The organism is Paenibacillus sp. FSL L8-0638, assembly GCF_038593075.1.
Classification (GTDB): Bacteria; Bacillota; Bacilli; order Paenibacillales; family Paenibacillaceae; genus Paenibacillus; species Paenibacillus polymyxa_D.
In genome coordinates, this window is record NZ_CP151960.1 from 4787508 (window position 1) to 4813484 (window position 25977).

The 25977-nt window shown below is 43.9% G+C and carries 24 protein-coding genes and 1 pseudogene; 3 read left to right on the plus strand and 22 right to left on the minus strand.

What is annotated here, in order from left to right:
* Positions 1 to 22: 22 nt before the first annotated feature.
* The 14 genes from yunB to MKY35_RS21345 form a co-directional block, all read right to left on the minus strand.
* On the minus strand, positions 23 to 832 hold the full coding sequence (yunB, locus tag MKY35_RS21280) for a sporulation protein YunB (protein ID WP_342444769.1): 810 nt from the start codon (positions 830 to 832) through the stop codon (positions 23 to 25).
* A 112-nt stretch (positions 833 to 944) separates the two neighbouring features.
* Positions 945 to 1877: an aldo/keto reductase gene (locus MKY35_RS21285; protein ID WP_342444770.1), complete on the minus strand. Its 933-nt coding sequence runs from the start codon at positions 1875 to 1877 to the stop codon at positions 945 to 947.
* An 89-nt stretch (positions 1878 to 1966) separates the two neighbouring features.
* Positions 1967 to 2656: a DNA alkylation repair protein gene (locus MKY35_RS21290; protein WP_322252322.1), complete on the minus strand. Its 690-nt coding sequence runs from the start codon at positions 2654 to 2656 to the stop codon at positions 1967 to 1969.
* 19 nt (positions 2657 to 2675) lie between these two features.
* Positions 2676 to 3293, minus strand: coding sequence for a DNA-3-methyladenine glycosylase 2 family protein (locus MKY35_RS21295; RefSeq protein WP_342444771.1), 618 nt, complete (start codon positions 3291 to 3293; stop codon positions 2676 to 2678).
* 63 nt (positions 3294 to 3356) lie between these two features.
* Positions 3357 to 4172, minus strand: a complete 816-nt coding sequence (locus tag MKY35_RS21300) for a radical SAM protein (protein WP_342444772.1) — start codon at positions 4170 to 4172, stop codon at positions 3357 to 3359.
* Complete coding sequence (locus tag MKY35_RS21305) at positions 4162 to 4704, minus strand: methylated-DNA--[protein]-cysteine S-methyltransferase (RefSeq protein ID WP_322252325.1); 543 nt, start codon at positions 4702 to 4704, stop codon at positions 4162 to 4164. Before MKY35_RS21305 ends, MKY35_RS21300 begins: the two co-directional genes overlap by 11 nt.
* Before the next feature lie 16 nt (positions 4705 to 4720).
* A complete protein-coding gene (locus MKY35_RS21310; protein WP_342444773.1) occupies positions 4721 to 5290 on the minus strand; it encodes a bifunctional transcriptional activator/DNA repair enzyme AdaA in 570 nt (189 codons plus the stop codon).
* A 184-nt stretch (positions 5291 to 5474) separates the two neighbouring features.
* Positions 5475 to 6965 (minus strand): alanine/glycine:cation symporter family protein, encoded by a 1491-nt coding sequence (locus MKY35_RS21315; protein WP_342444774.1) that lies wholly within the window; start codon positions 6963 to 6965, stop codon positions 5475 to 5477.
* Positions 6966 to 7186: 221 nt separating this feature from the next.
* Positions 7187 to 9076, minus strand: coding sequence for a beta-glucoside-specific PTS transporter subunit IIABC (locus tag MKY35_RS21320; protein WP_029518186.1), 1890 nt, complete (start codon positions 9074 to 9076; stop codon positions 7187 to 7189).
* 251 nt (positions 9077 to 9327) lie between these two features.
* The gene (locus tag MKY35_RS21325; protein ID WP_029518185.1) at positions 9328 to 10158 is read right to left on the minus strand and encodes a PRD domain-containing protein; all 831 of its coding nucleotides are present in this window, start codon (positions 10156 to 10158) and stop codon (positions 9328 to 9330) included.
* 275 nt (positions 10159 to 10433) lie between these two features.
* Positions 10434 to 11873, minus strand: a complete 1440-nt coding sequence (locus MKY35_RS21330; protein ID WP_342444775.1) for a 6-phospho-beta-glucosidase — start codon at positions 11871 to 11873, stop codon at positions 10434 to 10436.
* Between the two features lie 827 nt (positions 11874 to 12700).
* On the minus strand, positions 12701 to 12802 hold the full coding sequence (locus MKY35_RS21335) for a transposase (RefSeq protein WP_081317620.1): 102 nt from the start codon (positions 12800 to 12802) through the stop codon (positions 12701 to 12703).
* 1011 nt (positions 12803 to 13813) lie between these two features.
* Entirely contained in the window at positions 13814 to 14653 is an 840-nt protein-coding gene (locus tag MKY35_RS21340) for an enoyl-CoA hydratase/isomerase family protein (RefSeq protein WP_029518183.1), read from the minus strand.
* A gap of 28 nt (positions 14654 to 14681) precedes the next feature.
* The gene (locus MKY35_RS21345) at positions 14682 to 15908 is read right to left on the minus strand and encodes a M20 family metallopeptidase (RefSeq protein ID WP_342446686.1); all 1227 of its coding nucleotides are present in this window, start codon (positions 15906 to 15908) and stop codon (positions 14682 to 14684) included.
* A gap of 224 nt (positions 15909 to 16132) precedes the next feature.
* On the opposite strand from MKY35_RS21345, the gene MKY35_RS21350 reads away from it, so the two are divergent.
* Entirely contained in the window at positions 16133 to 17446 is a 1314-nt protein-coding gene (locus MKY35_RS21350; protein WP_342444776.1) for a transcriptional regulator, read from the plus strand.
* Positions 17447 to 17618: 172 nt separating this feature from the next.
* On the opposite strand, the gene MKY35_RS21355 is transcribed toward MKY35_RS21350, so the two are convergent.
* From MKY35_RS21355 to MKY35_RS21380, 6 genes are all read right to left on the minus strand, one after another.
* A complete protein-coding gene (locus MKY35_RS21355) occupies positions 17619 to 18098 on the minus strand; it encodes a DinB family protein (RefSeq protein ID WP_342444777.1) in 480 nt (159 codons plus the stop codon).
* A gap of 178 nt (positions 18099 to 18276) precedes the next feature.
* A complete protein-coding gene (locus tag MKY35_RS21360; RefSeq protein WP_342444778.1) occupies positions 18277 to 18654 on the minus strand; it encodes a type II toxin-antitoxin system death-on-curing family toxin in 378 nt (125 codons plus the stop codon).
* Positions 18651 to 18824 carry a DUF2281 domain-containing protein gene (locus MKY35_RS21365; RefSeq protein ID WP_080658656.1) on the minus strand — a complete coding sequence of 58 codons (174 nt, stop codon included), beginning with the start codon at positions 18822 to 18824 and terminating at the stop codon, positions 18651 to 18653. Before MKY35_RS21365 ends, MKY35_RS21360 begins: the two co-directional genes overlap by 4 nt.
* A gap of 208 nt (positions 18825 to 19032) precedes the next feature.
* Positions 19033 to 19704: a hypothetical protein gene (locus tag MKY35_RS21370; protein WP_342444779.1), complete on the minus strand. Its 672-nt coding sequence runs from the start codon at positions 19702 to 19704 to the stop codon at positions 19033 to 19035.
* 48 nt (positions 19705 to 19752) lie between these two features.
* A protein-coding gene (locus tag MKY35_RS21375; protein ID WP_342444780.1) for an IS3 family transposase occupies positions 19753 to 20870 on the minus strand; the annotation gives its coding sequence in 2 pieces (ribosomal slippage) (positions 19753 to 20624 and positions 20624 to 20870; 1119 coding nt in all).
* 272 nt (positions 20871 to 21142) lie between these two features.
* Positions 21143 to 22021 carry a hypothetical protein gene (locus MKY35_RS21380; RefSeq protein ID WP_342444781.1) on the minus strand — a complete coding sequence of 293 codons (879 nt, stop codon included), beginning with the start codon at positions 22019 to 22021 and terminating at the stop codon, positions 21143 to 21145.
* 121 nt (positions 22022 to 22142) lie between these two features.
* Between MKY35_RS21380 and MKY35_RS21385 the strand changes: the two genes are divergently transcribed.
* A complete protein-coding gene (locus MKY35_RS21385) occupies positions 22143 to 23084 on the plus strand; it encodes a zinc-binding dehydrogenase (protein WP_254326674.1) in 942 nt (313 codons plus the stop codon).
* Between the two features lie 895 nt (positions 23085 to 23979).
* On the opposite strand, the gene MKY35_RS21390 is transcribed toward MKY35_RS21385, so the two are convergent.
* Positions 23980 to 24777: an RNA methyltransferase gene (locus MKY35_RS21390; protein ID WP_342446687.1), complete on the minus strand. Its 798-nt coding sequence runs from the start codon at positions 24775 to 24777 to the stop codon at positions 23980 to 23982.
* A 77-nt stretch (positions 24778 to 24854) separates the two neighbouring features.
* A pseudogene (locus tag MKY35_RS21395) lies at positions 24855 to 25520 on the minus strand (TrkA family potassium uptake protein); the annotation flags it as partial.
* A 160-nt stretch (positions 25521 to 25680) separates the two neighbouring features.
* Here MKY35_RS21395 and MKY35_RS21400 point away from each other — a divergent pair.
* Positions 25681 to 25914, plus strand: a complete 234-nt coding sequence (locus tag MKY35_RS21400) for a small acid-soluble spore protein SspI (protein ID WP_016819939.1) — start codon at positions 25681 to 25683, stop codon at positions 25912 to 25914.
* The last annotated feature ends 63 nt before the right edge of the window (positions 25915 to 25977 follow it).

A 25977-nucleotide genomic window follows, 5' to 3' on the forward strand; every position in this document is an offset into this window, starting at 1 on the left:
ACTCACGCCACTCCACTCTGCTCTATGGCGTTGGGGGCTGACTAGAGGAGTTTGGGTCTTCCTGTACCTCTGGAACATTTACTATGCTGGAATCTATAGCGCCGCTACTCTCTATGGAATGGGGAGGCAACGCCAACTGCGGAGCGGCTGCACCATTTTTACCTACTGGTTTTCCCTGATTGTCATAGTAGTACATCGGAACGTTGCCCACCACCAGCAAATAAGAAACGGGGATTTCCGTCTCCACAATCTGAGGTTGCATCTCAAACGGTATAACCACAGACACTTCCGTCGTAATCCGAATATACACTTCAACCAAGATCATGTTTATGCCCGCATCCTGTTGCCGCGTATTTAAATCCACCTTGATCGCTCCATGCGGCTCCACCTTTAGAGGAATCTTGGGGCCATAAGCTGCCAACAATGGACTGCCCAATGCCTGACCAATCGGAACGCTCTCATCAAAATGGCTCATGCTGTCCATCGTTGCCTTAACTGCTTTGAGCGTGTCTGACGTAATTTTCATATGCTCTGCATAATTCAGAACAAAGCCGGAGGTTCTTCCTTGTGCATCCGTTCTCCATTCGATCAAATTATCAGCTGTCTTCCCCTGCTCTACCTGTGCTGTAATTGCTGAATTAATAGCCTCCGTCGCCATTTGTTTGACCCGCACTTTTGCCAGATGCATCATAGGCGGCTTCAAATGCTGCTCCACATAAGCAGCCACCTGTATGATTCCTACCAGCAGCGCCAGTGCCACAATAAAAAAAAACCTACGTCTGCCGCGTCGCCTTCTGTTGGGTGCGCTGTGCCATTGCGGTCTTCTCATCATCCGATCCCCCCGCAGCGTTGAACTTACCCTACAAGGATATGCGAGTTGTACACGAAAAAGAAGCCGCCCGTCCGGCAGCTCCTCTAGATGGAACAAATATAAAGTGCACTCATTATTTGAAAATATGGTCAATCTTTTCGGTATCAGCCTGACTCAATTTGACATTTAGCGTCTTCAGATTCGCCAGCACCTGCTCCGGCCCCTTTGCCCCTGGAATGAGGGCATCAATCGAATCGCGGGTCAAATACCATGCGAGCACAACATGAGCAACCTCTGCATCCAACGCATTGGCAATCTCCCGTACCTGCTCCACTTTGGCCAAATTACGAGCAAATGCTTCTCCCTGAAACAGTGGATTATTCGCTCTGATGTCCGAGAAGGTCATGTCTTTCGTATACTTACCACCCAGCAATCCCGAAGCTAGCGGGAAATAAGGCACAAACGAAATGCCATTTTCCTTGGTATAAGGCAGCAGATCCTTCTCAGCTTCCCGTTGAAACAAATTATATTGGGATTGGAGCACATCTACATAACCGTCGCTATTCGCATCCTTAAGTTGTTCAATGGAAAAGTTAGATACGCCAATAGCCTTGATTTTGCCTTCGTCCTTAAGCTTCTTCAGTTCTCCGACTGCTTCTGCCTTCGGCGTAGCTTCATCGGGGAAATGGATATAGAACAGATCGATATAATCGGTCTGCAATCTTTTCAGACTAGATTCGACGGATTCTCGTAAAAAAGCAGGCGAGTTGTCAAAAACAATCTCTCCGTTCACAAATTTGTGTGCACCCTTCGTGGCAATAACAGCTTTATCACGCTGACCACGCTCTTTCAATACCTCACCAATTAATCGTTCCGAGTGCTCAGGTCCATAAATAAAAGCCGTATCCAGAAAGTTGATGCCATTGTCCAAAGCTGTGCGAACGACTTCTTTGCCCGTTTCATTGTTCAAATCGGAAAAGAGATTATGTCCTCCCACCTTATTTGCACCCAAACCGATTGGTTTTACATATAAATCTGTTTTACCAAGACGCACTTGCTCTGCCAATTCACGTCATCTCCTTTTCGAAAGTTACTTCCATTTTATTATTAAATTCCAAAAAAGGCAAAGTGCGTACCTGGCTGCTGAGCCCCATCCTATTTTCTTTTTCGCTTCATACTACGAATGGTCGTTTTCGTTGCCTGATCCACCCGGTATGATTCTGTAATTTTCTGCAGAGCTTTATTGAAAGTAAAATCATCCAATGTATTATGACTTAAATACGCCATCGTTGCCTCAGGCAGCTTGATATAACATATCGATATCGCCCATGCTACCGCCATTTGTACATAATAATCCTCACGATGGGTCTGATCCAGCAAAGTAAGCACCCGGTTCATATACTGTTCCTCAATATAAAAATTCAGAAGCATAACCACACCAAACCGAATTTCATATTCTTTCTTGGAGAGCAGGTAGGGTTGAATAAACTCCCACACTCGTTCTTTATGTTGCTTCGTGATCTTCAATCCGGCACAGAAACTGTCACATACAGACCAATTATCAATTTTAGGAACAAACTTGGCGGTATAACTCAAAACTTCCTCTATATCCGTTTTTACAGAACCAATCACCATGCCTTGCAGCATGACTTCTTCGAAGTGTTCACTTTCAGCGGTCTCCAGGTAGAGTCGCCAATCTCCTTTGGCAATATCTTGAGCTAGCTTACGCAGCACCGGCAGACGTACCCCCAGCACATTATTAATCGTCGGAAGCAATGCAGCCGTAAATTTCTGAAAATCCACATCCACATATGACAGTATCTGTTCCCTAATTGTTTTCTCCATCGTTTCCACTCCCTGATTTTTAACGAAATGAAATACTCCACAAATAAATAGAGGCCACCGAACCATAAGGCGAATAGACTCGGCGGTACTCCTCAAATTGCTGCTTGGTCAATGTATCTAGATGGTACAGCTTCATCATTCCCCGTCGAATAGCCATATCGCCCCAACTGACGACATCTGGACGCTCCATGCAATTAATCAGCATCATTTCAGCCGTCCAAGGTCCTATCCCTTGCAGCGAGGACAATTTCTGGATCACCTGTGCATCGGAAAGCTCATATAATTCCTGTAAATCCAACAGGCCCTGCTCGATCGTCTGGGCTATATTAAGGATACACTTGGCTTTTTTCATGGTGATACCACAGCTTTGAATATCTAAAGCCGTTTGAACGACTATATTTTGTGGAGTGATCACGCCTAACTTCTCCTGCATCCTTGCCCATATGGTTTGAACCGCCTTGGCCGATATAAGCTGTCCCACAATCGCATGAACGAGCGCAGCAAACAGGTCGGGAATGATCACCCGCTCTACCTTGCCCATTTGCGTCATCGCTGCACCAAGTACGTTGTCTACGTTTTTTAGATAATTGATTTCCTTTTCCCCATAGTCAAAGTTTTTGGTCATTACAGTTTGCATTCGTTCTCCCGTTGCCCCCTTATATGTTTCACTCTTGATTCAATGGCATAGACTGCTGTTGCATCAAGGTTCGAATCCTTCTTTGCTCACGTAGAGCTGTTCTTTCGGGAAAACATGGAGAAAACGTTCATAAACCGTCTTATAGGCAGCAGGATGATACCATTCTTCCAGCCCCAATGACTCGTACAGCGCACCTATTTTTAAGCTACGCGTTCGTCTCCCCCCACTGCCATCTCCCATAAAATAATCATCAATACAGACACGGTTGACCAGAGGCAAAAGCTTGTCTGCAAAATGTTCACTGCTTGGAAGCATCGGAGCAATCGTAGCTTGCGTCGGTACACCTGCCTCCTTTAAGAGATGCAGCGTTTGGAGACGAGCCTGGATGGGAGGAGCTTCCGGGGTAAAATGTTTGCGTATATCTTCTCGATCTGTTTCTACAGTCATACTTACACGAACACGATCCCCCAATCGGAGCAGTAAATCGGTATCCCGCCGTACCAGTGGACTGCGCGTCTGTAAAAAGAGAAAATCTGGTGGCTCATCCACCATCACCTCCAGCAGAGACCGGGTCACCTCTTCCTTGTACTCAGCAGGCTGATAAGGATCTGTGCTTGACGACATGAAAATCGTGACTTTACCTTTGGATTTGGCTCTACGAAGTTCCTTGCGAAGAATATCTGCCGCCTGATTTTTAACATCCACCCATGTCCCCCACGCTTCCTTCCGAAATGTGGAGACTGGTAATTGGCGTACATAGCAATATGAGCAACCAAAGGTACAACCTGTATATGGGTTCAACGAGTGTGTATACCCTGACAAGAAGCCGGTCCCTTTATTCAGAAGTGTCTTTGGGGATTTGTAATACTCATTTTTCATACTGAACCAATGCCACTCTTTCCTTTTCGAGCTGCAAAAGCTTAACCTTCATGTCCAAACCACCGCGATATCCGGTCATAGCTCCATTTTTACCAATGACCCGATGACAAGGGACCGTAACCAAAATCGGATTAGCACCGATGGCGGCCCCCACCGCACGAACAGAGGCTGGTTTTTGAATAGCGTTGGCAATATCTGAATAGGATAGTGTTTCCCCATACGGAATATCACACAACGCATTCCAAACCGCCAGCTGGAATGCAGTCCCATGAAAGTCAAAGGGCAATGTAAATTGGGTGCGCTCCCCTTGGAAATATTCAATCAGCTCCTTGGCATAGGGCTGTAAAGCAGCATCCTCTTCAACTAAAGGGCTACCGGGAAATCGACTTCCTGCCCATGAAAACAATTCCTCTACAGGATGATTGGGCGAGCCCACATAACATAATCCTTCCGATGTAGCTGCAATATATAAATTCCAATCCTCATGTGTCAACAATGACCAATAGATCGTTTTATTCATTTGATGTGCCATGCTGTGTACCTCCATTTTATGTTGCTTTCGATTTGAGTTGGCGATATTGCAATGGGGTGTAGCCTGTATTCTTTTTAAATAACGTAATAAAGTAAGGTGCATTGGACAGACCTACGTTCTCCCCCACTTCCGCAACAGATATATCTGAGCAGATGAGCAGCTCCTTCGCTTGTTCCAACCTGGTCTGCTGTATATATTCCATCGGGGTTAGATGCATGACCCGCTTGAAGGTACGATGTAAATGATACGGACTTCCATGACTTATCTCAGCTAGGATGTGCAATGTTAAGTCCTTCATATAGTTAGAATTCACGTATTCTGTAACCCGTGCGATCCATTCATGATCAGGCAATCGTTGTCCTGTCGGTTTACATCTTTTGCATGGACGGAAATGCTCAGCCAATGCCTGCTCTGCTGTTTTAAATAGACGGATGTTCTCTCTTTTGGGAGGTCGGGATTTGCAGGAGGGGCGACAAAATATTCCCGTTGTCTTCACAGCGTACAAAAATACACCGTCATAAGACTTGTCGTTTTCTACAATAGCTCTCCACTTGTCGTCTGCTATGGATAAATCGGATATTTTCATTCAAATCACCCCTCTGATACAAATGTGGCCTCCCACATATCTATGGCAGGATTATTCAAAATCCCTCTGTCTAAATTATAAACTAAATAGTGAACATATGTACCCTTCTTGGAATGTAAAGGCAAGATAACGAAAAAAAGATGACTCCCCGCGGAGCCACCTTTGATCTTACTTATCTATCTTATTAGGCCTGAAGCTTGCTTGGTTTGGCAGTGATCGTCAACTCATCTGAAGGAGACTGATATTCCTTTGACCAATACTCGGCATTTGAAATACCTACCTTCTTCGGGTCAAATACCGGGTCCAGCCCTTGCCTCCGCTGCTGTTCGTAATCCTTAAGCACCAGAAGAGCAGGCTTGGCCAACAGAATCATAGCAATCAGATTCACCCAGAGCATAATACCGACGCCCATGTCTCCCAGTGTCCACGCCAACGCAGATTCCTTGACGACCGTTCCATAGAACGTCGAACCCAGAATAACCAGCTTTAGGACGAACATGGGCCATTTGGCTTTACGGTCGGCAACCAGGTAGGCCATATTCGTTTCTGCGATGTAATAATACGCGATAATGGTCGTAAATGCGAAAAAGAACAGGGTAATGGACAGCAGACTCGATCCAAAACCGGGAAATACCGATTCAATAGCAGCCTGTGTATATTGGGTTCCCTCTTCAACACCCGGGAGATGTTGCACAATAAAATCGCCACCAGGTCCCTTCACGTTGTACATACCTGTGAATAAGACCATAAAAGCCGTAGATGTACAGACTAAAAAGGTATCTACATAGACGGAAAACGCCTGAACTAACCCCTGTTTTGCTGGATGGGACACTTCTGCGGCGGCTGCCGGGTGCGCACCAGAGCCTTGTCCGGCTTCGTTGGAATAAATCCCCCGCTTTACACCCCAAGCAATCGCCGTCCCTGCCATACCGCCGAACACAGAATCCACGCCAAAGGCACTACGAAAGATCAGCGAAAATACATCGGGAAGCGCAGTAATGTTCGTCATCATAATGTAGAAAGAGACGAGAATGTAACCAAGTGCCATAAACGGAATGACAACCTGAGCGACATTGGCAATTCTTTTTACACCACCAAAAATGATAAGCGCCAGCAACACGACTACTAGAATCCCCGAAACCTTCATATCCATGCCAAACGAGCTATGAAAAGCTACGGCAATGGAGTTCGATTGAGTTCCCGGCATCAGTAAACACATCGCGACCAACGCAGCAACCGCAAAAATGACGGCAAACCATTTTAAGCCTGTCCCTTTTTCAATATAAAAGGCCGGACCACCTCGGTACTGACCATCTCGCTTTACCTTATATACCTGAGCCAATGTGGATTCAACAAACGCAGTAGCCGACCCGATAAAGGCCATGACCCACATCCAAAATATCGCCCCGGGTCCACCCATACCGACTGCCAATGCAATCCCCGCAATATTTCCCGTCCCTACACGCCCTGATAACGCCATCGTAAAGGCCTGAAAGGAGGATACACCTGCCTCGGAACTTTTCCCTTTAAATACTAGGCGGATCATCTCTTTGAAATGCCTGATTTGTAGGAATCGAGTCATGATCGAAAATAATAGCCCCACGCCCAAACAGACATATACCACAGGATTGCTCCAAATGACGCCGTTTACTACCTCTGCCCACTGCTCTAACATTCCTTGTATTTCCCCCTGATCAATCAATTAATTTTCTTGTCTATGTTTTCAGAAAATTTGCATAATTACAAAAAAATTATAAATTAGTTTTTCCCCCCATACAAGTTAATTTAATTGACATATTGTCAATTACAAGTGGGCTTACCAGCTACATAAAATGACGACAAAAAAGCTCTGATGATCCGGGAATATAGATCATCAGAGCCTTGTCCTTAAGACATTTAGGCAATGCTTTCTTTCTCATTCAGAGCGCTAGACAGTTTCAACAGCGGGGCCTGCTCCGTTACCTCTCCTTGAGCGATTGGAAGGACTTCAGTATATTCGGAAGAATTCGTAATGATAACTGGCGTAATCGTAGGATAACCCTCTGCCCTGATTTGCTCAACATCAAACTCAAGCAGTAGGTCCCCAGCTTTCACCTGATCGCCTTCTTTGATATGGGACGTAAAATGTTTACCGTCCAGCTTGACCGTATCTACTCCGACGTGAATCAGAACTTCTGCGCCATGATGCGAAACAACTGCAAGCGCATGTTTTTTCTTGAACGCCACGGTGATGGTTCCATCGAACGGGGCTACGACTCTGCCCGTTGTCGGTTGGATGGCGATACCTTTACCCATAGCTTCCGAAGCAAATGCTGGATCGGGAACCTCCGACAGAGCGACCACCGTTCCTTCAATCGGGCTTAGTACCTCTTCATTAGAAACTGCAACTGTAGATGTCGATTCTTTAGCCGAATTGTTAGTAGTTTCCTCTTCTTCAACTGGATCTTCAAAACCTAAAATATAAGTCAAGATGGCCGACACCAGGAATGAAACGGTAATCCCTAAAATCAATCCTGGGAAGCCTTGTCCGCCAGGACCGTAAAAGATCGGCAAGGTCAGCAATCCAGGTGCGCCGGAGGCAAATGCTTGCGTTCCCGCTTGACCGATAATGGCACCACCGACAGCACCACCGATAATACCTGCAATAAACGGACGTTTCAACGGCAGCGTAACCCCATAAACTGCTGGCTCCGTGATGCCGAACAAAGCGGTAAGTGTAGCGGAACCCGCTAGTGTTTTCAGCTTTTTATTTTTCGTTTTCAGCATAACACCGAACGAAGCGCCGGTTTGAGCAAAGATGGAAGCCGCAGCGGAAGGCTTGATCCCGTCTCTGCCATTAACAGCAATATTATTAATAAATACAGGTACAAGACCCCAGTGAACACCGAAAATAACGAGCAACTGCCAGCAAGCACCAAGAATTGCTCCAGCCAGCAGCGGACTAAAGCTGAACGCAGCAACGAGCGCGGTAGCGATTGCGTTGCCCACATACACCCCGACTGGACCAAAAACCATCAGGGTCAGAGGAAGCATAATTACAAGTAGAATCAAAGGTGTAATAAAGTTTTTGACACTCTCATGGATCACGCGATTGCACCATTTTTCCAGCTTACTCATGACGATAACGGCTAAAATAATCGGAATAACGGTAGATGAATAACTCATCATCACAATAGGAATACCGAAAAAGTCTGTAGGTGTACCTTCTGTTTTCAACGTGACAATGGTCGGGTAAAGCAGCCCTCCGGCGATGGTCAGAGCAACAAAGATATTACCTCCGAATTTCCGTGCCGTTGTAACCGCTAACAAGAGCGGCAGGAAATAAAACAAGCTGTCAGCCGCAGCATACAAAATCATATAGGTAGTGTCTTTCGGAACCAACCAGCCGAGGTTACTCGCAATCAGCAGTAGACCTTTCAAAATACCGGACCCCGCCATAACTCCGAGCAACGGTGCAAAAATACTGGAAATTACGTCGATTACAGCGCCAAACCCTTTCTTGCCTTTAGCTGAATGATCTTCTTTTCCAGTTTCATTTAAAATGTTGGATACTTGGCCGATGGCATTATATACCTCTGGTACTTTGTTGCCGACCACAACCTGGAACTGGCCACCGCTCTGCTTGACCGTAATAATTCCATCAGTTTTCTCCAGCTTTGCCTTGTCTGCTTTCGCCTCATCTTTTAGTACAAAACGCAGGCGCGTGGCGCAGTGTACGAGCGATACTACATTTTTTTCGCCGCCTACCAGGTGCACAATTTCTTTAGCCAGTTGTTCATAACTCATGATGGACACCTCCATGTTCTAAGGGGCTTTTTACCATATTTAGGCACACAAAAAACCTAAGCCTTGAAAAATGGTGGGCACTTGAGTCCCGCAATTTTTCATGACTTAGGTTTTGCCTGCATAACCAGTAACAATCCCAGTTAAAACTTATTAAATTCCTGTTACTCACATAATACATTCAACCTACCATATTTGTCAACAAAAACATTTTAATATATATTTTTGATTCTTTTTTACTAAAAAAGTTCAACTTATCTGTTCACCACTCGTTCAATATGCACAGTCAAATACAGCTTTTCTTCGTTCGTCAATTCGTGATTGTATTCTTTTTTTACAAAGGTTCCAATTTTCTCAGTACAAGCGGCTGCTTCCTTGTGCTTTTCCTTAATCATGTCATACAAATGGTCATAGTTATTTTCATAGTGATTTCCCTTAAATACGCGCTGGGCAAAAAATTTCAGATGCGTAATAAAGCGGAAATAACTCAAAGAATCCTCGTCAAAATCAACCTTAAAATGGTACTTTGCGATATTGATAATTTGCTGGATAAACTTCGTGATACTCATGGTTGTAATGACTTCCTCGTTCATTTCAGCATTTACGATGTGAAGGGCAATATAAGCTGCTTCATCCACAGGCAGTTCAATATCAAGCTTTTGTTTGATTTGTTCCAGCGTTTTCAGACCTATCGCAAATTCTTCTTTGTATAGCTGCTTGATTTCCCACAACAACGCGTTTTTGATTTCCAATCCTTCCCGGTATCTTTCAACAGCGAAATTGATATGATCGGTCAGCGAAACATAAATATTTTCGTTCAGCTTTCTATTCAGATTATGCTTGGCGTCATTTATGACTTCCTCTACAATCATGATCAAATCAAGCGGTACCTCACGTAACAGCATTTTAAAGTTATCGGACGTCTGTTTGTTTTTCAGAGCAAATACCTTCTGAATTCTGGTTTCGTCTACTTTGTCTCCAGGCTTTTTCTTAAAAGCAATCCCCCGACCCATCACCACGAGTTCGGTACCGTCCGTCTGGTAGACGCTGATTACATTGTTGTTAATGACCTTTGCTATGTTCATCTTGATCCCCCGTTCCATATGCCAGCAAGAGCCACACTTGCTCCATCCTCTTTATTGTAAACAGAAAAAAACCGAAGCACGCCAAATAAACAAGACTGTAACATCTTCTTATTTGTGGCTTAGGTTTTGCCTGCTACGCAGTAACAATCCTAAAAATGATGGAATTGCGTCAAGTATAGCCCGAAGAGGAACGATTGTCAACGCTTTCAATGAAGAAACGAAGATCGGAAATCCCCGTGGGCCCGGGATGTCCGATCCTATTACTTGTGGTACGATTATTCGCCCAGATTTTCTCCGTCGGAATGAATTACGTTTTTGTACCAGTGGAAGCTTTTCTTTTTAATCCGTTTCAACGAACCTCCGCCTTCGTTGTCGCGGTCCACATAAATATAACCGTAACGTTTTTTCATCTCTCCTGAGGAAGCGCTGACAATGTCAATAGGTCCCCAACTTGTGTAACCGATAATTTCGACTCCGTCTTGAAGAGCCTCACCCATTTCGGCAATATGCCGCTTGAGATAGTCGATCCGGTAATCGTCGTTAACTTCTCCTTCAGGCGAAACCACATCATTGGCCCCAAAACCGTTTTCCACTACGAACAGAGGCTTTTGGTAACGATCATGCAATTGGTTGGCTGTGATGCGGAATCCTTTGGGATCGATCGTCCAGCCCCATTCGGACTTATCCAAATATGGATTGGCTACGGAGCCGAATACATTACCACTGGTCATATTCTTGACGATTTCCGGGTCTGTGCTGGTCGTCCGGCTTGAATAATAGCTGAATCCGATATAGTCAACGGTGTGATCTTTCAGAATGGCTGCGTCGCCTGATTCCATCTCAATGTTTAATCCATGATCCTTAAAGAAGCGCTTCGCATAACCAGGATATTCGCCGCGTGACTGAACATCAATGAAGAAGTAGGACTCGCGGTCTTTTTCCATGCCCTGATATACATCTTCGGGATTACACGTATACGGATAGAAGCTGCCGGCAGCAAGCATACAGCCAATCTTCGCATCTGGGATAATCTCGTGACACGCTTTTACAGCCAGCGCACTTGCAACAAGCTGATGATGTGCAGCCTGGTACTGAATTTGTTTAACGTTTTCACCTTCTTGAAAAACAAGACCGGCGCCGAGAAACGGCAAATGGAGAAGCATGTTAATCTCGTTAAATGTCATCCAGTACTTCACTTTATCCTTATAGCGGGTGAATACTGTTTTGGCATAGGTTTCAAACAGACCTACCAGCTTCCGGCTCCGCCAGCTTCCATACTTCTCGACCAGATCCACTGGCACGTCAAAATGAGCGAGAGTAACGACTGGCTGAATGCCATGTTTATGCAACTCGTCGAACAAATCATCGTAGAATTGCAAACCTGCTTCATTGGGAGTAGCGTCTTCTCCTGTTGGAAAAATACGAGCCCAGGCAATGGAAACACGCAGCGCCTTAAATCCCATTTCTGCAAATAGCGCGATATCCTCACGATAGTGATGATAGAAATCAATGGCTTGGTGGGAAGGATAGAATTCGCTTTCAAGTGGAGTCAGTGAAGGAACATTCCCTTTCATTATGCTTCTTCTCTTCTCTCCGGTAGGCAGCAGATCCACCAGACTCAATCCTTTACCATCTTCCAAATAAGCGCCCTCAGCCTGATTGGCAGCAAGAGCACCGCCCCATAAAAAGTCTTTAGGGAAAATATAACTGGACATAAACATTCTCCTTCCAAATGTGTGATAAAAGGGGTAGCGAAGGGTGACAGACAATAAAAAAACCCAAACCAGCCTGTGTACACTTACCGTGTAAACAAGCCAATTCAGGTTATGCCCTATCGGTAACATCCCATGAAAAGGTTATACGTATTTGTTTGAAACTCTAACAAAGATTTGGGAACCTGTCAAATTCATTTGATATAATAACACGCAGCCCCTGTGGGTTATATCATACAACAGCATGATTTCAAATGCCTATTGGGTAATGAATTGAACCATGAAGGAAACCCCAGATAAACGACTTTACGAAAGATACCTGGCTGTTCGTCTTTGTCTGGAAGGGCACGTGTTTTCGAAGATCGCTGATCTACTCAGTCGCTATTTTAAGATATTTTGTTGCAAGAAATTTAGAAAATCCCTTTGCATAGAGCCAAGAGGAATAATTTTTTTGATTATCTTGAACCTCCAATGCTGTCCTTTACTGTTAAATGACCATATTGCAGAAGACAGATATATGGAATGATATTTTTGTTCTTGTAAATCAGCTACTTCAAATTCAACTTTCTGTACTACTTTAGTGGAAAATAGATTGAGGAAAAGGATAATAATTTTATCATTATTTAGGAGTAATATAGCTCGACTTGTCCAAGCCGAAAGGCTTTGAGGAGTTTGTTAATGAATATCATAATCAAATACCTTTCTATTTGGATGTTCAAATGAAATAACATTTCAAAGAGTATCTTCCAAAATATTCAAAACTCGAATTATTTCCAGTTGTTAATCCGTTTCATAAACTGGCCGACATGAAGCTTAATCTTATAAAACCTCTAAAAAAACACGTTATTCGCCACATTGGATTTAAGCCACAGCCATAGCCCCTCTACTGGATTTAGGTTGGGACTATAGGGCGGAAGAAAGACCAGGTGCAGGCGTAGATGTTCCTATCTCATTTGACAATATAATTAGTCTCATTTAATGTTATGAACCACATCTGGTGCCTCTTTTATCTGATATAACAAAGGAGGATAACCATTTCGAAATACCAGAACATCAGGCACATGTAACCAAAATTTTTTCTCTAATTTTTTTGTTTTATATGGGATAGGGACTTCAACGGGTTGAACATAGTAATATAATGTTGAAACATCCACCTCTAGAAAATAATAAAATAAACACTCATTCAATGAGTGGTACTCGACAGTACGCTTCATCTTTCTACTGTGAAAACTTCCGATGATGTGAGGCCTTTGCCAGCTGATTTTATTATCTACTCTCCGTTTTGGTGAGAATTCTTGGTCTTCTTGTAGCCAGTTTTTATTATTCTACATTAAAGATTCCATGTAGAAAACCTCCCTTCCTGGTAATCAATATTACCAACCTCCAAAGCGTAAATCACTCGGCTATAATGCAATGCTAAGTTTGACTTCTGGCCCACAGTCCGTTATCAGATATGGTTGCTCGACAAGAAACACCGTGCTGAAAATGCGGTTTTCCTCTTTAGGAATATATCCCCTTCTCCTTTCGGGTAACAAATTAATTAGCTGATCTAGTTTTTATCTTTTCATAAATAAAATTATGAATAGAGATTTTCACATGTAACCTCTAAAAAAACGACACTACATATTTTCTGCAGCGTCGTCTCGTTAGTGTTATTTTTAATTGTTGTTTCAAAGTGTCTTATGGCAGTTATTAACCACATATAGCTTGAATTAAAAACGTCCTCAGAATATCTAAAGTAATTTAACGATACGGATTCAATTCAGACAATAATCTTTCTTATCTTTTAATAATTCATGCCTTTTATTTTCTTATAGAGCACAGTGTAAATGTATCCGGTAGATATATTTTTAGCTTCGCGGTATTGATCAATTTCTGTCATGAAGAACAAGTCCTTGCACTTCTCCGAGTATTCTTCGAATCGTGTAGGTCCCGCCATAGCTCTAATGAACTTCTTTGCCCATTAGACGTCCTTGCATTTTTTTCAGCCGCTCCAGAGCTCCTTCTTCATCAATGGCCATGTCGTACATTTGGTGGGCAAGCTGGAACCCTTGATCACTGACCAGGGCTTGTTTCCATGGACGGGATATAATGGAGTGGGACAGATGTCTCGTTGAACGCGGTGCCTGCATGATCATCTCCGCAAGCTCCCATGCGCGAGGAAGAAGCTTTTCCCGGGGCAGGACTTCACTAACGATGCCCAGGTCCAAGGCGGTTTGACCATTGATATTCTTGCCGGTGTATGCGTAATATGCTGCTTTCTTGAAACCGATCATGTTCTGCAGTGTGAGCAGCATTCCATCTCCGGGAGGTGTGCCTCCCAGATAATGAGGATCAAAAAAGTCCGCGTCTTCAGTACAAATGGTAATATCGCAGAGAGTTGCGAGTTCACAGTGCGTTCCCGGCCCGTTGATCGCCCCGATGGTGGGGATGTCAATGCAGAATATCAAATTTTCAAGCAGTCTCAGCGATTCATGATACTGTTCGAGCTTCTTTTGCTTCGGCCAGTCCATAAATTTTGTATTCCAGACCTCAGGGTCCCCTATTACCCATTTATCCCCTGTTCCTGAAATAATCATTACCTCGTTCTCAGGGTCGCGGCCAATATCTGACCATGCATGGGACCATGCCGTATGGGCTTCCCAAGAATGCTTGTACGGCCCTCCGTCGGTATGCAACCGTACTTCGATGATTCCGTCACGGCGGGTCATTAATAGAAATTCCTTGTATTTCTCCGAGTACTCTTCAAATTTGGTTGGTCCAATCATACGTCTCTCTGTCATTTCAATTCCTCCTGGTTTTGTTGAGATATTATCTATTACTTTCAAGCCAATCTCTGGCGAAAGCAGCGTAAGCCGCAGCCCCTTTGTACAGCACCTCATCCGAGAACATCGTCTTTGGATGGTGCACAGGGTAACCATAGCCTTCCTCGGTATTGCCTGCGTTAAGAAATACTGAGGTACTTGGCACCGCTTGTGAGACAAATGCGAAGTCTTCCGATCCCATTAATTTCCCGCCGGGTATCAATTGGGTTATACCGATTAAGGAACTGGCGCCAAAAGTGTTTGCAATCGTAGTTCTCATTTGACGGTTAAGCCCGCTGTCCGTTTTCACCTCAGGACATCCCCTGGTATAGATCACATCCACCTTTGCCTGAAAAGTTTCTCCGATACCTGCAGAAATGTCGTGGATACGGGTTTCCATTTTGTCCCGCAATGCGGCGTTAAATGTGCGTACGCTTCCTTTCATTCTGGCCGTATCGGGAATCACGTTGTTTGTACTTCCGCCTTCCATCACGCCAATGGTAAGGACGGCACTCTCAACTGGCGGAGTTTCACGGCTGAGAATACCCTGCAGCGCCAGATGAAGATGAGCAGCCACATTTAACGGATCGACCGCGGCACTCGGCATTGCTCCATGTGCACCCCTTCCGCGGATGATGATTTCGAACCAATCAGAGGAAGCTGAGATAGCTCCACCGGCCTCAGGCACTACAAATTGCCCGATAGGAATTGGCATTCCGGTCAACACATGAAGCATCATGGCTGCATCCACCTTAGGATTGTCAAGAATCCCATTCTCAAGCATCATCTTTGCCCCGTGCAGAGTCTCTTCACCCGACTGAAACATAAGCTTAACCGTCCCGCGAAGCTGCTCTTCGTTGGCCTTCAGGATCTCCGCAGCTCCGAGCAGCATGGAAGTATGCAAGTCATGACCGCATGCATGCATGTTTCCGTTCAACGACGCAAAAGAAAGCTCCGTTTCTTCTTGAATGGGCAGCCCATCCATATCCGCACGGATAAGAATCACCTTCCCGGCATGTTGTCCGCCGATCGTAACCATTAGACCTGACTCTCCTACGGGAGTAGGCTCAAGCCCCATCGACTCCAACATCTCTTTTACGTAGGCAGTTGTCCTCGGCAAACTTAAATCAAGTTCCGGAACCGCATGAAGATGATGCCTGTGCTTGACCAATTTGTCCTGCAGCTGATGGGCCATACTCAAAAAATCTCCAGCTTCTTCAATCACAATAAACATCTCCCAAAGCACAAATTGAATGAACGTAAGAACAGAGTAAACATTCCCTCCTTCATATTTTAAGACTTTTTAAGAACACTTTTATCGTACTTTTAAATCCATTCGCTGTCAAGAGAAAATAAGACATTTTAAGAACATTATTTTAGAGGCTGCCGGAACATTGAAATATCACATTTATTGTGATATAACTCTTTTGATTGAACTGTTTATGAAAGGAATCTATCATGAAAATCAAGCTGGGTATTATCACGCCTGAGACCCATATGGACTATTTCCGCGCCATTGAAGAAGAAATGCGGCCCCTATGTCAGTTCAGGTTTCTTACAATCGGTAACTTCCGGGAAACAACAGACATCTATCTCAAAAACTTAGATTCGGTGGATGGATTTGTGATCAGTGGCAGGATGCTTTTCGAGTCAATCGATAAGGAATGCCTGGATGAAAAAGTACCTGTTCACATTTTGCAGGATGATGAAAACCTGCTTTACAGGGAACTTTTCCGGCTGCTGGTTACAGAACCTGGGCTTGATATATCCCGGATCTATGTGGATTATGCGTATATAATCAAGTCTTTCAGCGAATTCCAGCAATACCTGACTCATGAGGGAAAGCCCATTGACAGCGGTGATCTGCTCGAACGGGTGGAGACAATGCTGGAGAACCATATCACTCTGTGGGAAGACAAGAAAATAGACTTGTCCATCACCGCGTTCGGCCACTTTGTTCCAGAACTCAAAAAGCACGGAGTCAGATATATCTTAATCCGGCCCACTTTGGAAAACGTTAAAGAGACCATAAGAGAGATCATCAACGAGATCACCATCCTCAAGCTTAAGAGTCAGAGGGCAGTTGTCGCATACTTATCGACCAAAACGGCGGATCCGCTATCTGAAGAGCAGCTTCATGAGCTAAAGGTCCTTGTCGGCAGGTTTCTGCGCAGCGTGAATCTGGCAGACACGGCCCAAATTTCGGAAGGCTTTGTCAGACTATACACCACCTACGGAAATTTCATGAAAATCACCACTAACGCGCATAACTGCACCCTACTGGAGTATCTGGAAGAGCGCATAAGCGACAAGGTGAAGATCGGGTGGGGCTCGGGACATGAATATTTTCAAGCTAACATTAACGCCACCAAAGCTCACAGACAGGCGGAAGCCTTTACGGGCAGCTGCAGCTTTTTTATAAACGAGGATCAGAAGGTTATCGGCCCAATGCGGAGCATGAATGTCATACAGTTCTCTGAACAGGGGGACCCGGAAATCATCGCGTTAGCCAAAACTATCGGAATAAACAACATCAACTTGCAAAAAATCATGTCCTATGCAGAAATCATGAGAACAAATAAATTATCCTCTGAGGATGTTGCTGGCTGCCTGTCCATGACCGTCAGAGGTGCAAACCGTATCCTTAACAAAATTGAAGAAAGTAAATACGTACAAACGGTATTTGAAAAACGAGACAACAGTAAAGGGCGACCCAAAAAATACTACGAACTGTTGTTTCTTGACAAAGAAGGGCGCAAATTAAGCAGATGACACTCATTGTTACGTTTGCCATTTCGACTTTAAATTAATGGCAAAAAAGGCACATTTTCAAAACTGAAAACGTGCCTTTTTTTTGAGCTTGATTTACCAAGCCAAATCACTTCCTGGCCGGACGACCAGCTCTGCATATGCTGCCCCCTCATCTGCGAACATCCTAAAAACATTATTTAACTCGAATTTGTTTCTTTAACAACATGATTTGTCCGATATGATATGCATTATGAATACTTAAATTAGAAACAACTCCCCACCAAGGAGCATTAAAATATTCTGAAAGTTGTTTTGTGAGCTTTGATTCATCTGTTTCTTCTAAAATAACTCTCCAATTGCTAAATACATTATCAAGTCTATTTAATGTTTCCTTCCAGCCTAAATCATTCAATTGATCTTGAGTCAAAGAAAATGTCTCATCATTGTTAATAGCATTATTTAATATAAATTCTCCTGCCTTAAAACGCTCAAGCCATGTTTCATTCCAATAAATAAGATGATTCACTATGGACCATATGGTTTGTTTATTGTCATTCTCAGTAACTGCTTCCGTTGCTGTTAGATCATCCAGTATATCCGCAAGAGGAATGAACCAACTCTTATCGTTATAACATGCAGTTAATTGATCTATTAAAATTGATTTATAGGTCATCAAATGCTCCTCATCTCTTAATCGATTTAGGGTTCTTTCGGATAACGTTCCTATATTCACGACTCAGCGAATGCCGGACCCAGGACGAAAGTCCGCAGCATGAATATTATGTTAGATGTAACGGCCTACTTTGAATTACCTTCAGTCGTTCTTACAAAAAAAGAACACCAAGCCACTTCTACACTTGATGCTCTTCTATCCATTTTTGTATGTTCTCTTCTGTGAATTCACCTTCTGCAGTCTTCAATCCCAATTCAACTAATTCTTCTTGCTCGTACTTTACAGAAATCTCATTTAAACGTAGTAAAAGCAGCATTGTTGCTACCCCTATTCGTTTATTCCCATCAATAAATCCATGATTCTTTATTAAAGCAAATGTAATGACAGATATTTTCTTTATACTTCCTTCGTAAAGTTCCTGTCCATCGAAAGTTGCTTCTGCTTTCTTCAGAGCACTTTCAATTAGTCCAAGATCTCTAACTCCATCGGAGCCACTAGTTGCCTTAATAATCTTAGTATGGAATTCAAGAATTTGTCCCAGACTAAGACTCTTCATTTAGCTAACTCCCTAAGTGCCTCAATATTTTCATTCACAATATCGTCCATGATCGACTCCATTTGCTTATTGCTACGATTCTTTAGGAATTCAACGAAATCAATCACTTCAATTTTCTTGTCATCAGGCAATGCCAAAAAGTCTTGAATAAGTTTCTCTTCAATGCTCACTATGCATACCTCCTGCACTCTTTGTTCTTTATTATACACTAAAGTCTGAAGGGAACTAACATCTGCTTCCTATGTTTGTTTGGTGTTGCTGGTATTTCAGATAACATTTCTGTATTCACGACCCAGCGTATGCTGGGTGTCTGCAGCTCCCACTCCCATAAAACCCCTCTGCCAGGCCCAGGGGCATGCCCGCCGCGTGAATATTATGTTATACGATGGGCATTTCATCACTGAATATACTCATCAAAATTTCTCGAATATATACTAGTTGAATAACTGCAATCTTGCTTGCAGGATCGAGTGATCTTAATGACAGATCGTATTCCCTACAATCAAAATACACAGAACCACTTCTCAAACTAATCTTGTATGCTTCTGGGATTTCACTTACTCCTCTTAGCAGATTCAATTTCTCCTCTCTACTTCTTGGATCATCTGGATCCCATTCTGTTATTAATGGGAGAGTTCCATGCGTAACTTTATTCCTAAGATTTTTAACTTTCTTCAAATTATCAATTACATCTTTATTATAAACTTTTTGTTTTTCTAAATAGGTAATCAGATTGTTAAATGTAAATTTATCGCTCAATGAAAATGGATCTTCTATCAGTTCGCTATACATAACTGTATTCTTACTTATGGTTATGTTCACTTTCTGTTCAACAGTAATTCTTTTCACACGATCACAAAGAACTCCAAACATAGCTTCACTACTGACTATAATTGAAGAAATTGATAAGTTATTTAGGTAACACATATAGCTTTCGAATAGCCTTATTAGAAACTCTTCACCATACTCAAAAGTTTTGATTCTTTCATATACACGCTCTAATTCAAAAGAATTTAAATTAATGACTTGTCTTCTTTCCTCTTTATTCATTCTTCCTCCCACTATAAATTAATATTTTCTTGGATTGTCAACAGTAAATCAAACAACTTTTTTAAGGGCTGCATGACGATACTGAATAGGCGTCATATAGCCTAAAGTTCCATGAATTCGATGTTTGTTAAACCAGTTGACGTAATCGTATAATTCCAGTTCCAAATGACGAAGGCTCTGGAAGTTCATCTGGTGAATGAACTCTGTTTTCATGATTTTATAGGTGGCTTCGGCGACGGCGTTGTCATATGGACAGCCTTTCATGCTGAGTGAACGGCCAATATCAAACGTTTTCAAAAGCTCATCCATCTTTTGATTTTTAAACTCACTGCTACGGTCGGTATGAAACCACTGAATTTGACGCAAATCACCTTGTACCGTTGCAAAAGCGCGGGAAATCAGAACAGCATCCTTGTTTGGACCTGCACTATGGCCAATGATCTCTCGATTGAACAAATCAATCAGCACACAAATGTAATGCCATCGATTCTGGATCTTCACATAAGTCAGATCGCTGACGATGAAGCGTTTGGCTTCCTCCTGCTCGAACTCACGATCCAGAACATTTGCCGTAACGGCTTCATTACATGCCGTTTTATGGGGCTTATATTGCGCCACGGTGTACGTGGAAACCAGTCCTTGTTCTTGCATGATTCGACCGATTCTACGTCTGGAAACAACCATGCCGCGCTCCAGAAGTTTGACTTTAAGTTTTCGAGTGCCATAGGCTCTTCGATTCTTGTGGAAAATATCCACAACGGCTTCCACTAGGTCATTGTCGTTTGTCTGTTCCTTGGCTTCGTGATAGAACGTGCTTCTTGCGAGTTGCAGGACGTCACACATTGCTGATACCGAGTATTTATCCCGATTATTCTGGATGATAGCTACTTTCGTCCCATGATCAGCTCGGCTTGCTTTAAAATGTCGACCTCCATTTTAAGGCGCTCATTTTCTTTGCGTAATGCGAGAAGTTCGTTTTCTTCGGGTGAACGGTTGTCCTTCTCCTTGAAGGAGCCCGTTGTCTGAGCTTGTTTAATCCAGCGATCTAGAGCCGATGCGGTGAGGCCATATTCCTCCACCAAATCTGCTCTGGGCTTCCCATTCTCGTATAATTGCACCATTTGCTTCTTGAAATCTACTGTAAACGTACGTCGTTGTTTCGGCATTGTAGAGATCCGCTCCTTAGGATGATAGGTTTATTCTACAAGCCCTCATTTTTATTGTCCAACTAAGTGTAGCCAATCCAGTTTTTGAACTGAAGAATCGTCAGCTTTTGAAAAATAAGTTTTCGACTGAACAATTAATATAAAGCAGCGGCAGACCAAGACTTGATAAATAAAGCCTTAGACTGCCGCTGTTGTCATTCAACTAACAACCACCTATTCTGAATTATCAGCTACCAATAACTTTTCGATTCCATCCTCTTGTAAGTGTCGGATTAGACAAATGCACAATCAGCTGGACATCCCAGGTTCTCGAAAACTGTGCGCGCAGCAGAATCTACTGGCAGGAAAACCTCAATTTGCGGATATAAGCGGCCGCCTGCGGAAATCGAAACCTGTCTGTAGCGTACGGGAATAAGGTCTCCGGAGCTTTCCATTCTGGCTAGAATTGTTTGTATTTGATCAACATTTCCCCCTACATCCGGCACACTCAGATATTCGCACGCGTTATATTTCTGAACTCTATCCAGCAATTTTTGATACCACGCATCATAACGCGAGAGCATGTGCTCACTCTTAAAGGCTTGTATTCCGTTTATGATGTGCTCCTCCCACTGCTTAAACGACGCCTTGTCAAACGTGGAGCGGGACCGGATAGGAAAACCAGAATTAAAATGTAAATCGACCCTATTCATTAAACCGTTATATGAACGGTCGAGAGGGATTTCGAACAATTGATGAAACGGCTCATTTAATCCCTTGATGTCCTGAGTATGTGTTACGACCATGGCGGGAAAAGGAATACTCCTCATCGTTTGCTGAGCCCACTCTAATGCACGCTCCAACGACCGTCCATACAATTCGGTCTGAATTGGAAGAAAACCGGCTGCCAAAAGCAAATCGTTACGCTCGTTGGATGTACACTCAAGATATTCTGCAATATTTATTATCGTCTGGCGGGTCGGTATGCGGCGGGTACGTCCAACCAGCAAATTTTTATACGAAGGAAAAGCCTCGTCGTTTAGCTCTTGTTGAGTAAATCGTTTCAAGGACGGTTGAGGTTGATCGACAAGCTTTTGCTGGCGTTTTATCCGCAGGGCTTCAATTTCTCCCATTACGATTCTATGTCTGGAATTCTCCGTATCTATATCCATCTTCTCTTCCCTTCTCTTATGAAGTGTAGTTCTGCACTTGGGCCGAACCTTTATTTAAAGTATACTCCTCATTGAAATGAAGGTCATCTAATGACCATAACCAACATGGAGGAAAACCGATATGATTCGTACTATTGTTGTTGATCCGCATGCCCCGTCTCTTTTGGCCTTCAAGGAAGTTGACGCCCCGCAGCCTAAGCCATGGGAAGCGCTTGTGCAAGTGAAGGCCGTCTCACTCAACCGCGGTGAAGTGAGTGACGCTAAAAATCAGGAAATATCTAGCCGTCCTGGCTGGGATTTCGCCGGGATTGTCATCGAGCCGGCAGAGAACGGCGCAGGACCGCAAAAAGGGGCCAGGGTTGTTGGTTTGCTCCCGATGGGAGCCTGGAGCGAGCAAGTGGCTGCTCCCGTATCGTTGTTGGCCGAAATCCCAGACAAACTCACTTTTACGGAGGCGGCCACCCTCCCCGTAGCAGGGCTCACGGCTCTTTATGCACTTCGAAAAGGCGGCATGCTGCTTGGCAAACGGATTTTCATTACAGGCTCTAGCGGCGGAGTTGGGTTATTCGCCCATCAGCTTGCAGTCCAATCCGGCGCATACGTTGTAGGTACGGCAAGCACGGAAGAGAAGGCTGAGCTTGTTCGGGAGGTCGGATCCGACGAAGTGATCATTGGATATTCCGCAATTTCATCAGCCAGCAAATTTGGGCCGTACGATCTGATCATCGATTCAGTAGGCGGCAATGCACTGGCGGCGTTGCTGCCGCAGCTAGCGCCCCAAGGGATTTGCGTTGCGGTAGGATTTTCCTCTTCAAATACCGCAATGATCGATATGAAGAATATGGTGACCAGCGGAGGAAGAACCTTGTACAGCTTCTTTTTAGGTGAGGAACTCACTCGTCAATCAGCCGCCGACGATCTGAGTTTGCTGGCCCGGCTGGTCACAGATGAGCGGTTAATCCCACGAATCCAAGTGGAGGCGCCTTGGACCGAAATTGACACCGTTGCCCGTAATCTTATGGAACGGAAATTCTCGGGCAAAGCCGTGCTTCACTTAGATTGATTATATAAGTTTGCAACTATAATCCCAGGAATCTAAAAACGAATCTGAAAAAGAAACGGCAGTAGTACACCCCTACTCGTTTGAGTGGGAGTACCGCTGCCTTTCAATGAACCCGGCTATTTGACCTTTATATTTCGTATAGTAATCCATCCAGCTTTAATATCAACACAGTTATTCCTCTGCCCTCAGTGGCACCGCTTTAAGAATGTTCATTTTCTCTCACTATTCTGCCAGTTGGCTTAATGAAATGCTCACCAGTCTAGTACTTTATTTTTCAGTCTAACACTTTATTTTCTTCGGACAATATCAATTTAATATTTCTCAGAATTAATCAACAAATGAGATAAATGATGGGTACCGTTTCGCCTCAGCTTAACAATACAATCTAAAGACAGGTTTGCTAATTATCTAAATATCCTCGAAAGCTAAAGACAAACTTTGCCTGAGTATCGACGGATGTAATCCTCCAAAAAGCAGAAAGAGATTTGAATGGGAATAGCAATTTCCCAAAAACGGGTTATCATTTCACCTCCCATCTATAACGTAAAAACAGCCCCGAAATAGAAAGCTTTTCATCGGGACTGTTTAGGTTAGATATTAAATTGTCCTGTAGGTAAGAATATATATAACAAAATTTTATTGTAGCGGAGAAGAGGTTATTTTCCCTTTAGATAATTTTTGTCTTACTTCTTGTTATAAAAAATTCACTGTCCTTTTTCACCATAAAATAAGAAAACTTAGATTAATCATTAACAGATAATTTTGTATTTGGTTAGCCTTAATTCCCGGTTTTATTGGGTTTTCGGGGACATTGACTGTCTCATTTAGATGGTATAAACAGTCTCATTCGATAATATAATTAGTCTCAATTGATGTTATAAACCACAGTTATTATTTAATGTTTACAGTTCCGTTGTCTCATCGCCTCAAATAATAGCACCGTAGAAGCCATCGCTGCGTTCAGTGATTCCGCTTGCCCCTGCATCGGAATGAATACCGACTCATCCACCATGCGCGCGGTAGCAGCAGAAATACCTTGGCCTTCGTTTCCGATCACAAGCCAAGTGGAAGCACGCAAATCTATGGCATAGCATGACAAGCTCGCATCCAGCGAGGTGCTGAGCAAGCGGGCACCTTTACTTTTGGCCTGCGGCAAAAGCTCCTCCAGACTGCCTTCAATCACCGGCAGGTGAAACAACGATCCCATCGTGGAGCGGATCGTTTTGGGATTGTACAGGTCGGCGCAGCCATGACCCAATATTACGCCTGCGGCTCCAGCAGCGTCCGCGCTACGGATGATGGTGCCTACATTGCCGGGGTCCTGCACCCCGTCCAGCACCATTACCAGTGCGTCCGGCTGCTCCAGCAATGCCGGGAATGCGCTGCGCTCCTCCTTACGCACGATGGCAAAGACCGACTGCGGCGTCTTCGTATCGGTGCATTTTGCAATGACCGCCGCTGACACGGGAACCCATTCCACCGGCTGGTCGGCTGGATCCAGGCCATTCAGCTCGGCGGGAATGCCCTTGTCCAAATCATAGGCGACGGTTTCGACAGCCGCGTCCGAACGCAGCGCTTCCTGCACCAGATGAATACCCTCGACAATATATTTATGCTGCCGTGTGCGATGCTTTTTCTCCAGCAGTTGCGCCCACTCTTTTACACGCGCATTATTCGGTGAAATGATTTCCATTCGTTTAACCTTCCGTTTCTTTGTCCGTTTCAATAAAAATAAATGATGCATCACTTGCACTTGAACACAAGCCCTCATTAGGCTGCAAATGCCAGCTCCAGCTTGGTCAGGTCATCCTTGTGACCCACAATGACCAGTATATCACCCGGCTCCAGACGATCTTCGGCATAAGGTGAAATGTTCATTTCCTGATTTCTGCGAATCGCCATCACATTGCAGCCGAAGCGTGCACGTATGTCTAACTCTTTCAGGTTTTTTCCAATCATGGAATCGGCGGCTCTCATCTCCAAAATACTGTAGTCCTTGGACAGCTCGATATAATCCAAAATGTTGGGAGAGGTCAAATGATGGGCTACCCTTAACCCCATATCTCGTTCAGGATAAACGACTTTATCTGCACCTATCTTTTGCAACACTTTTCCATGCAGCTCATTTTGTGCCTTGACCACAAGAGCTGGTACGCCCATGTCCTTGAGAATCAATGTCGTCAGAATACTGGCCTGTATATCTTCGCCAATCGCAACTACGATTACGTCAAAATTACGGATACCCAGCGCTCGCAGCGCTTCCTCATCCGTCGAGTCGGCAGACACCGCATGCGTCACAATATTCGACATTTCCTGTGTACGCTGCTCGTCCGAGTCAATAGCCAGCACATCAAAACCCATCTCACTCAGCGCACTGGCAACACTGGAACCAAAACGTCCCATGCCAATGACCGCATACTGTTTTTTTGCCATTCCTTCTTTACCTCCCGATCACCATACTGTCCGTCATAGTATAGCATATCATGCTACAAACATAAATTTTGACATACTTATGCCAAATGCTTCTCCATGTATACTGGACAACAGCCCAAGCCATAATACATTCGATCACTACTACAACATACGGGAGGTACACATGCCCATTACAATGGATTTACGACAAGCAATTGTTCACAAAGTACACGGCAAATCAGAAGCTGATCTTACGGATATGATTATTGGGTCAGTGGACGGACCTGAAGCCGCTCTGCCTGGATTGGGTGTCATTCTTGAAATCGCTTGGAAGCATATGAGCCCAAACCAACAGCACGATTTCGTCCATTTGGCACATGAACAAATCGATAAAATCAAACCCGTGCCTTTAACCTAACTCTAGCTATTTAACTTTTTGTTCCAATTTAATTGTGCTCATTATTTTACCCGTATTCGAAAA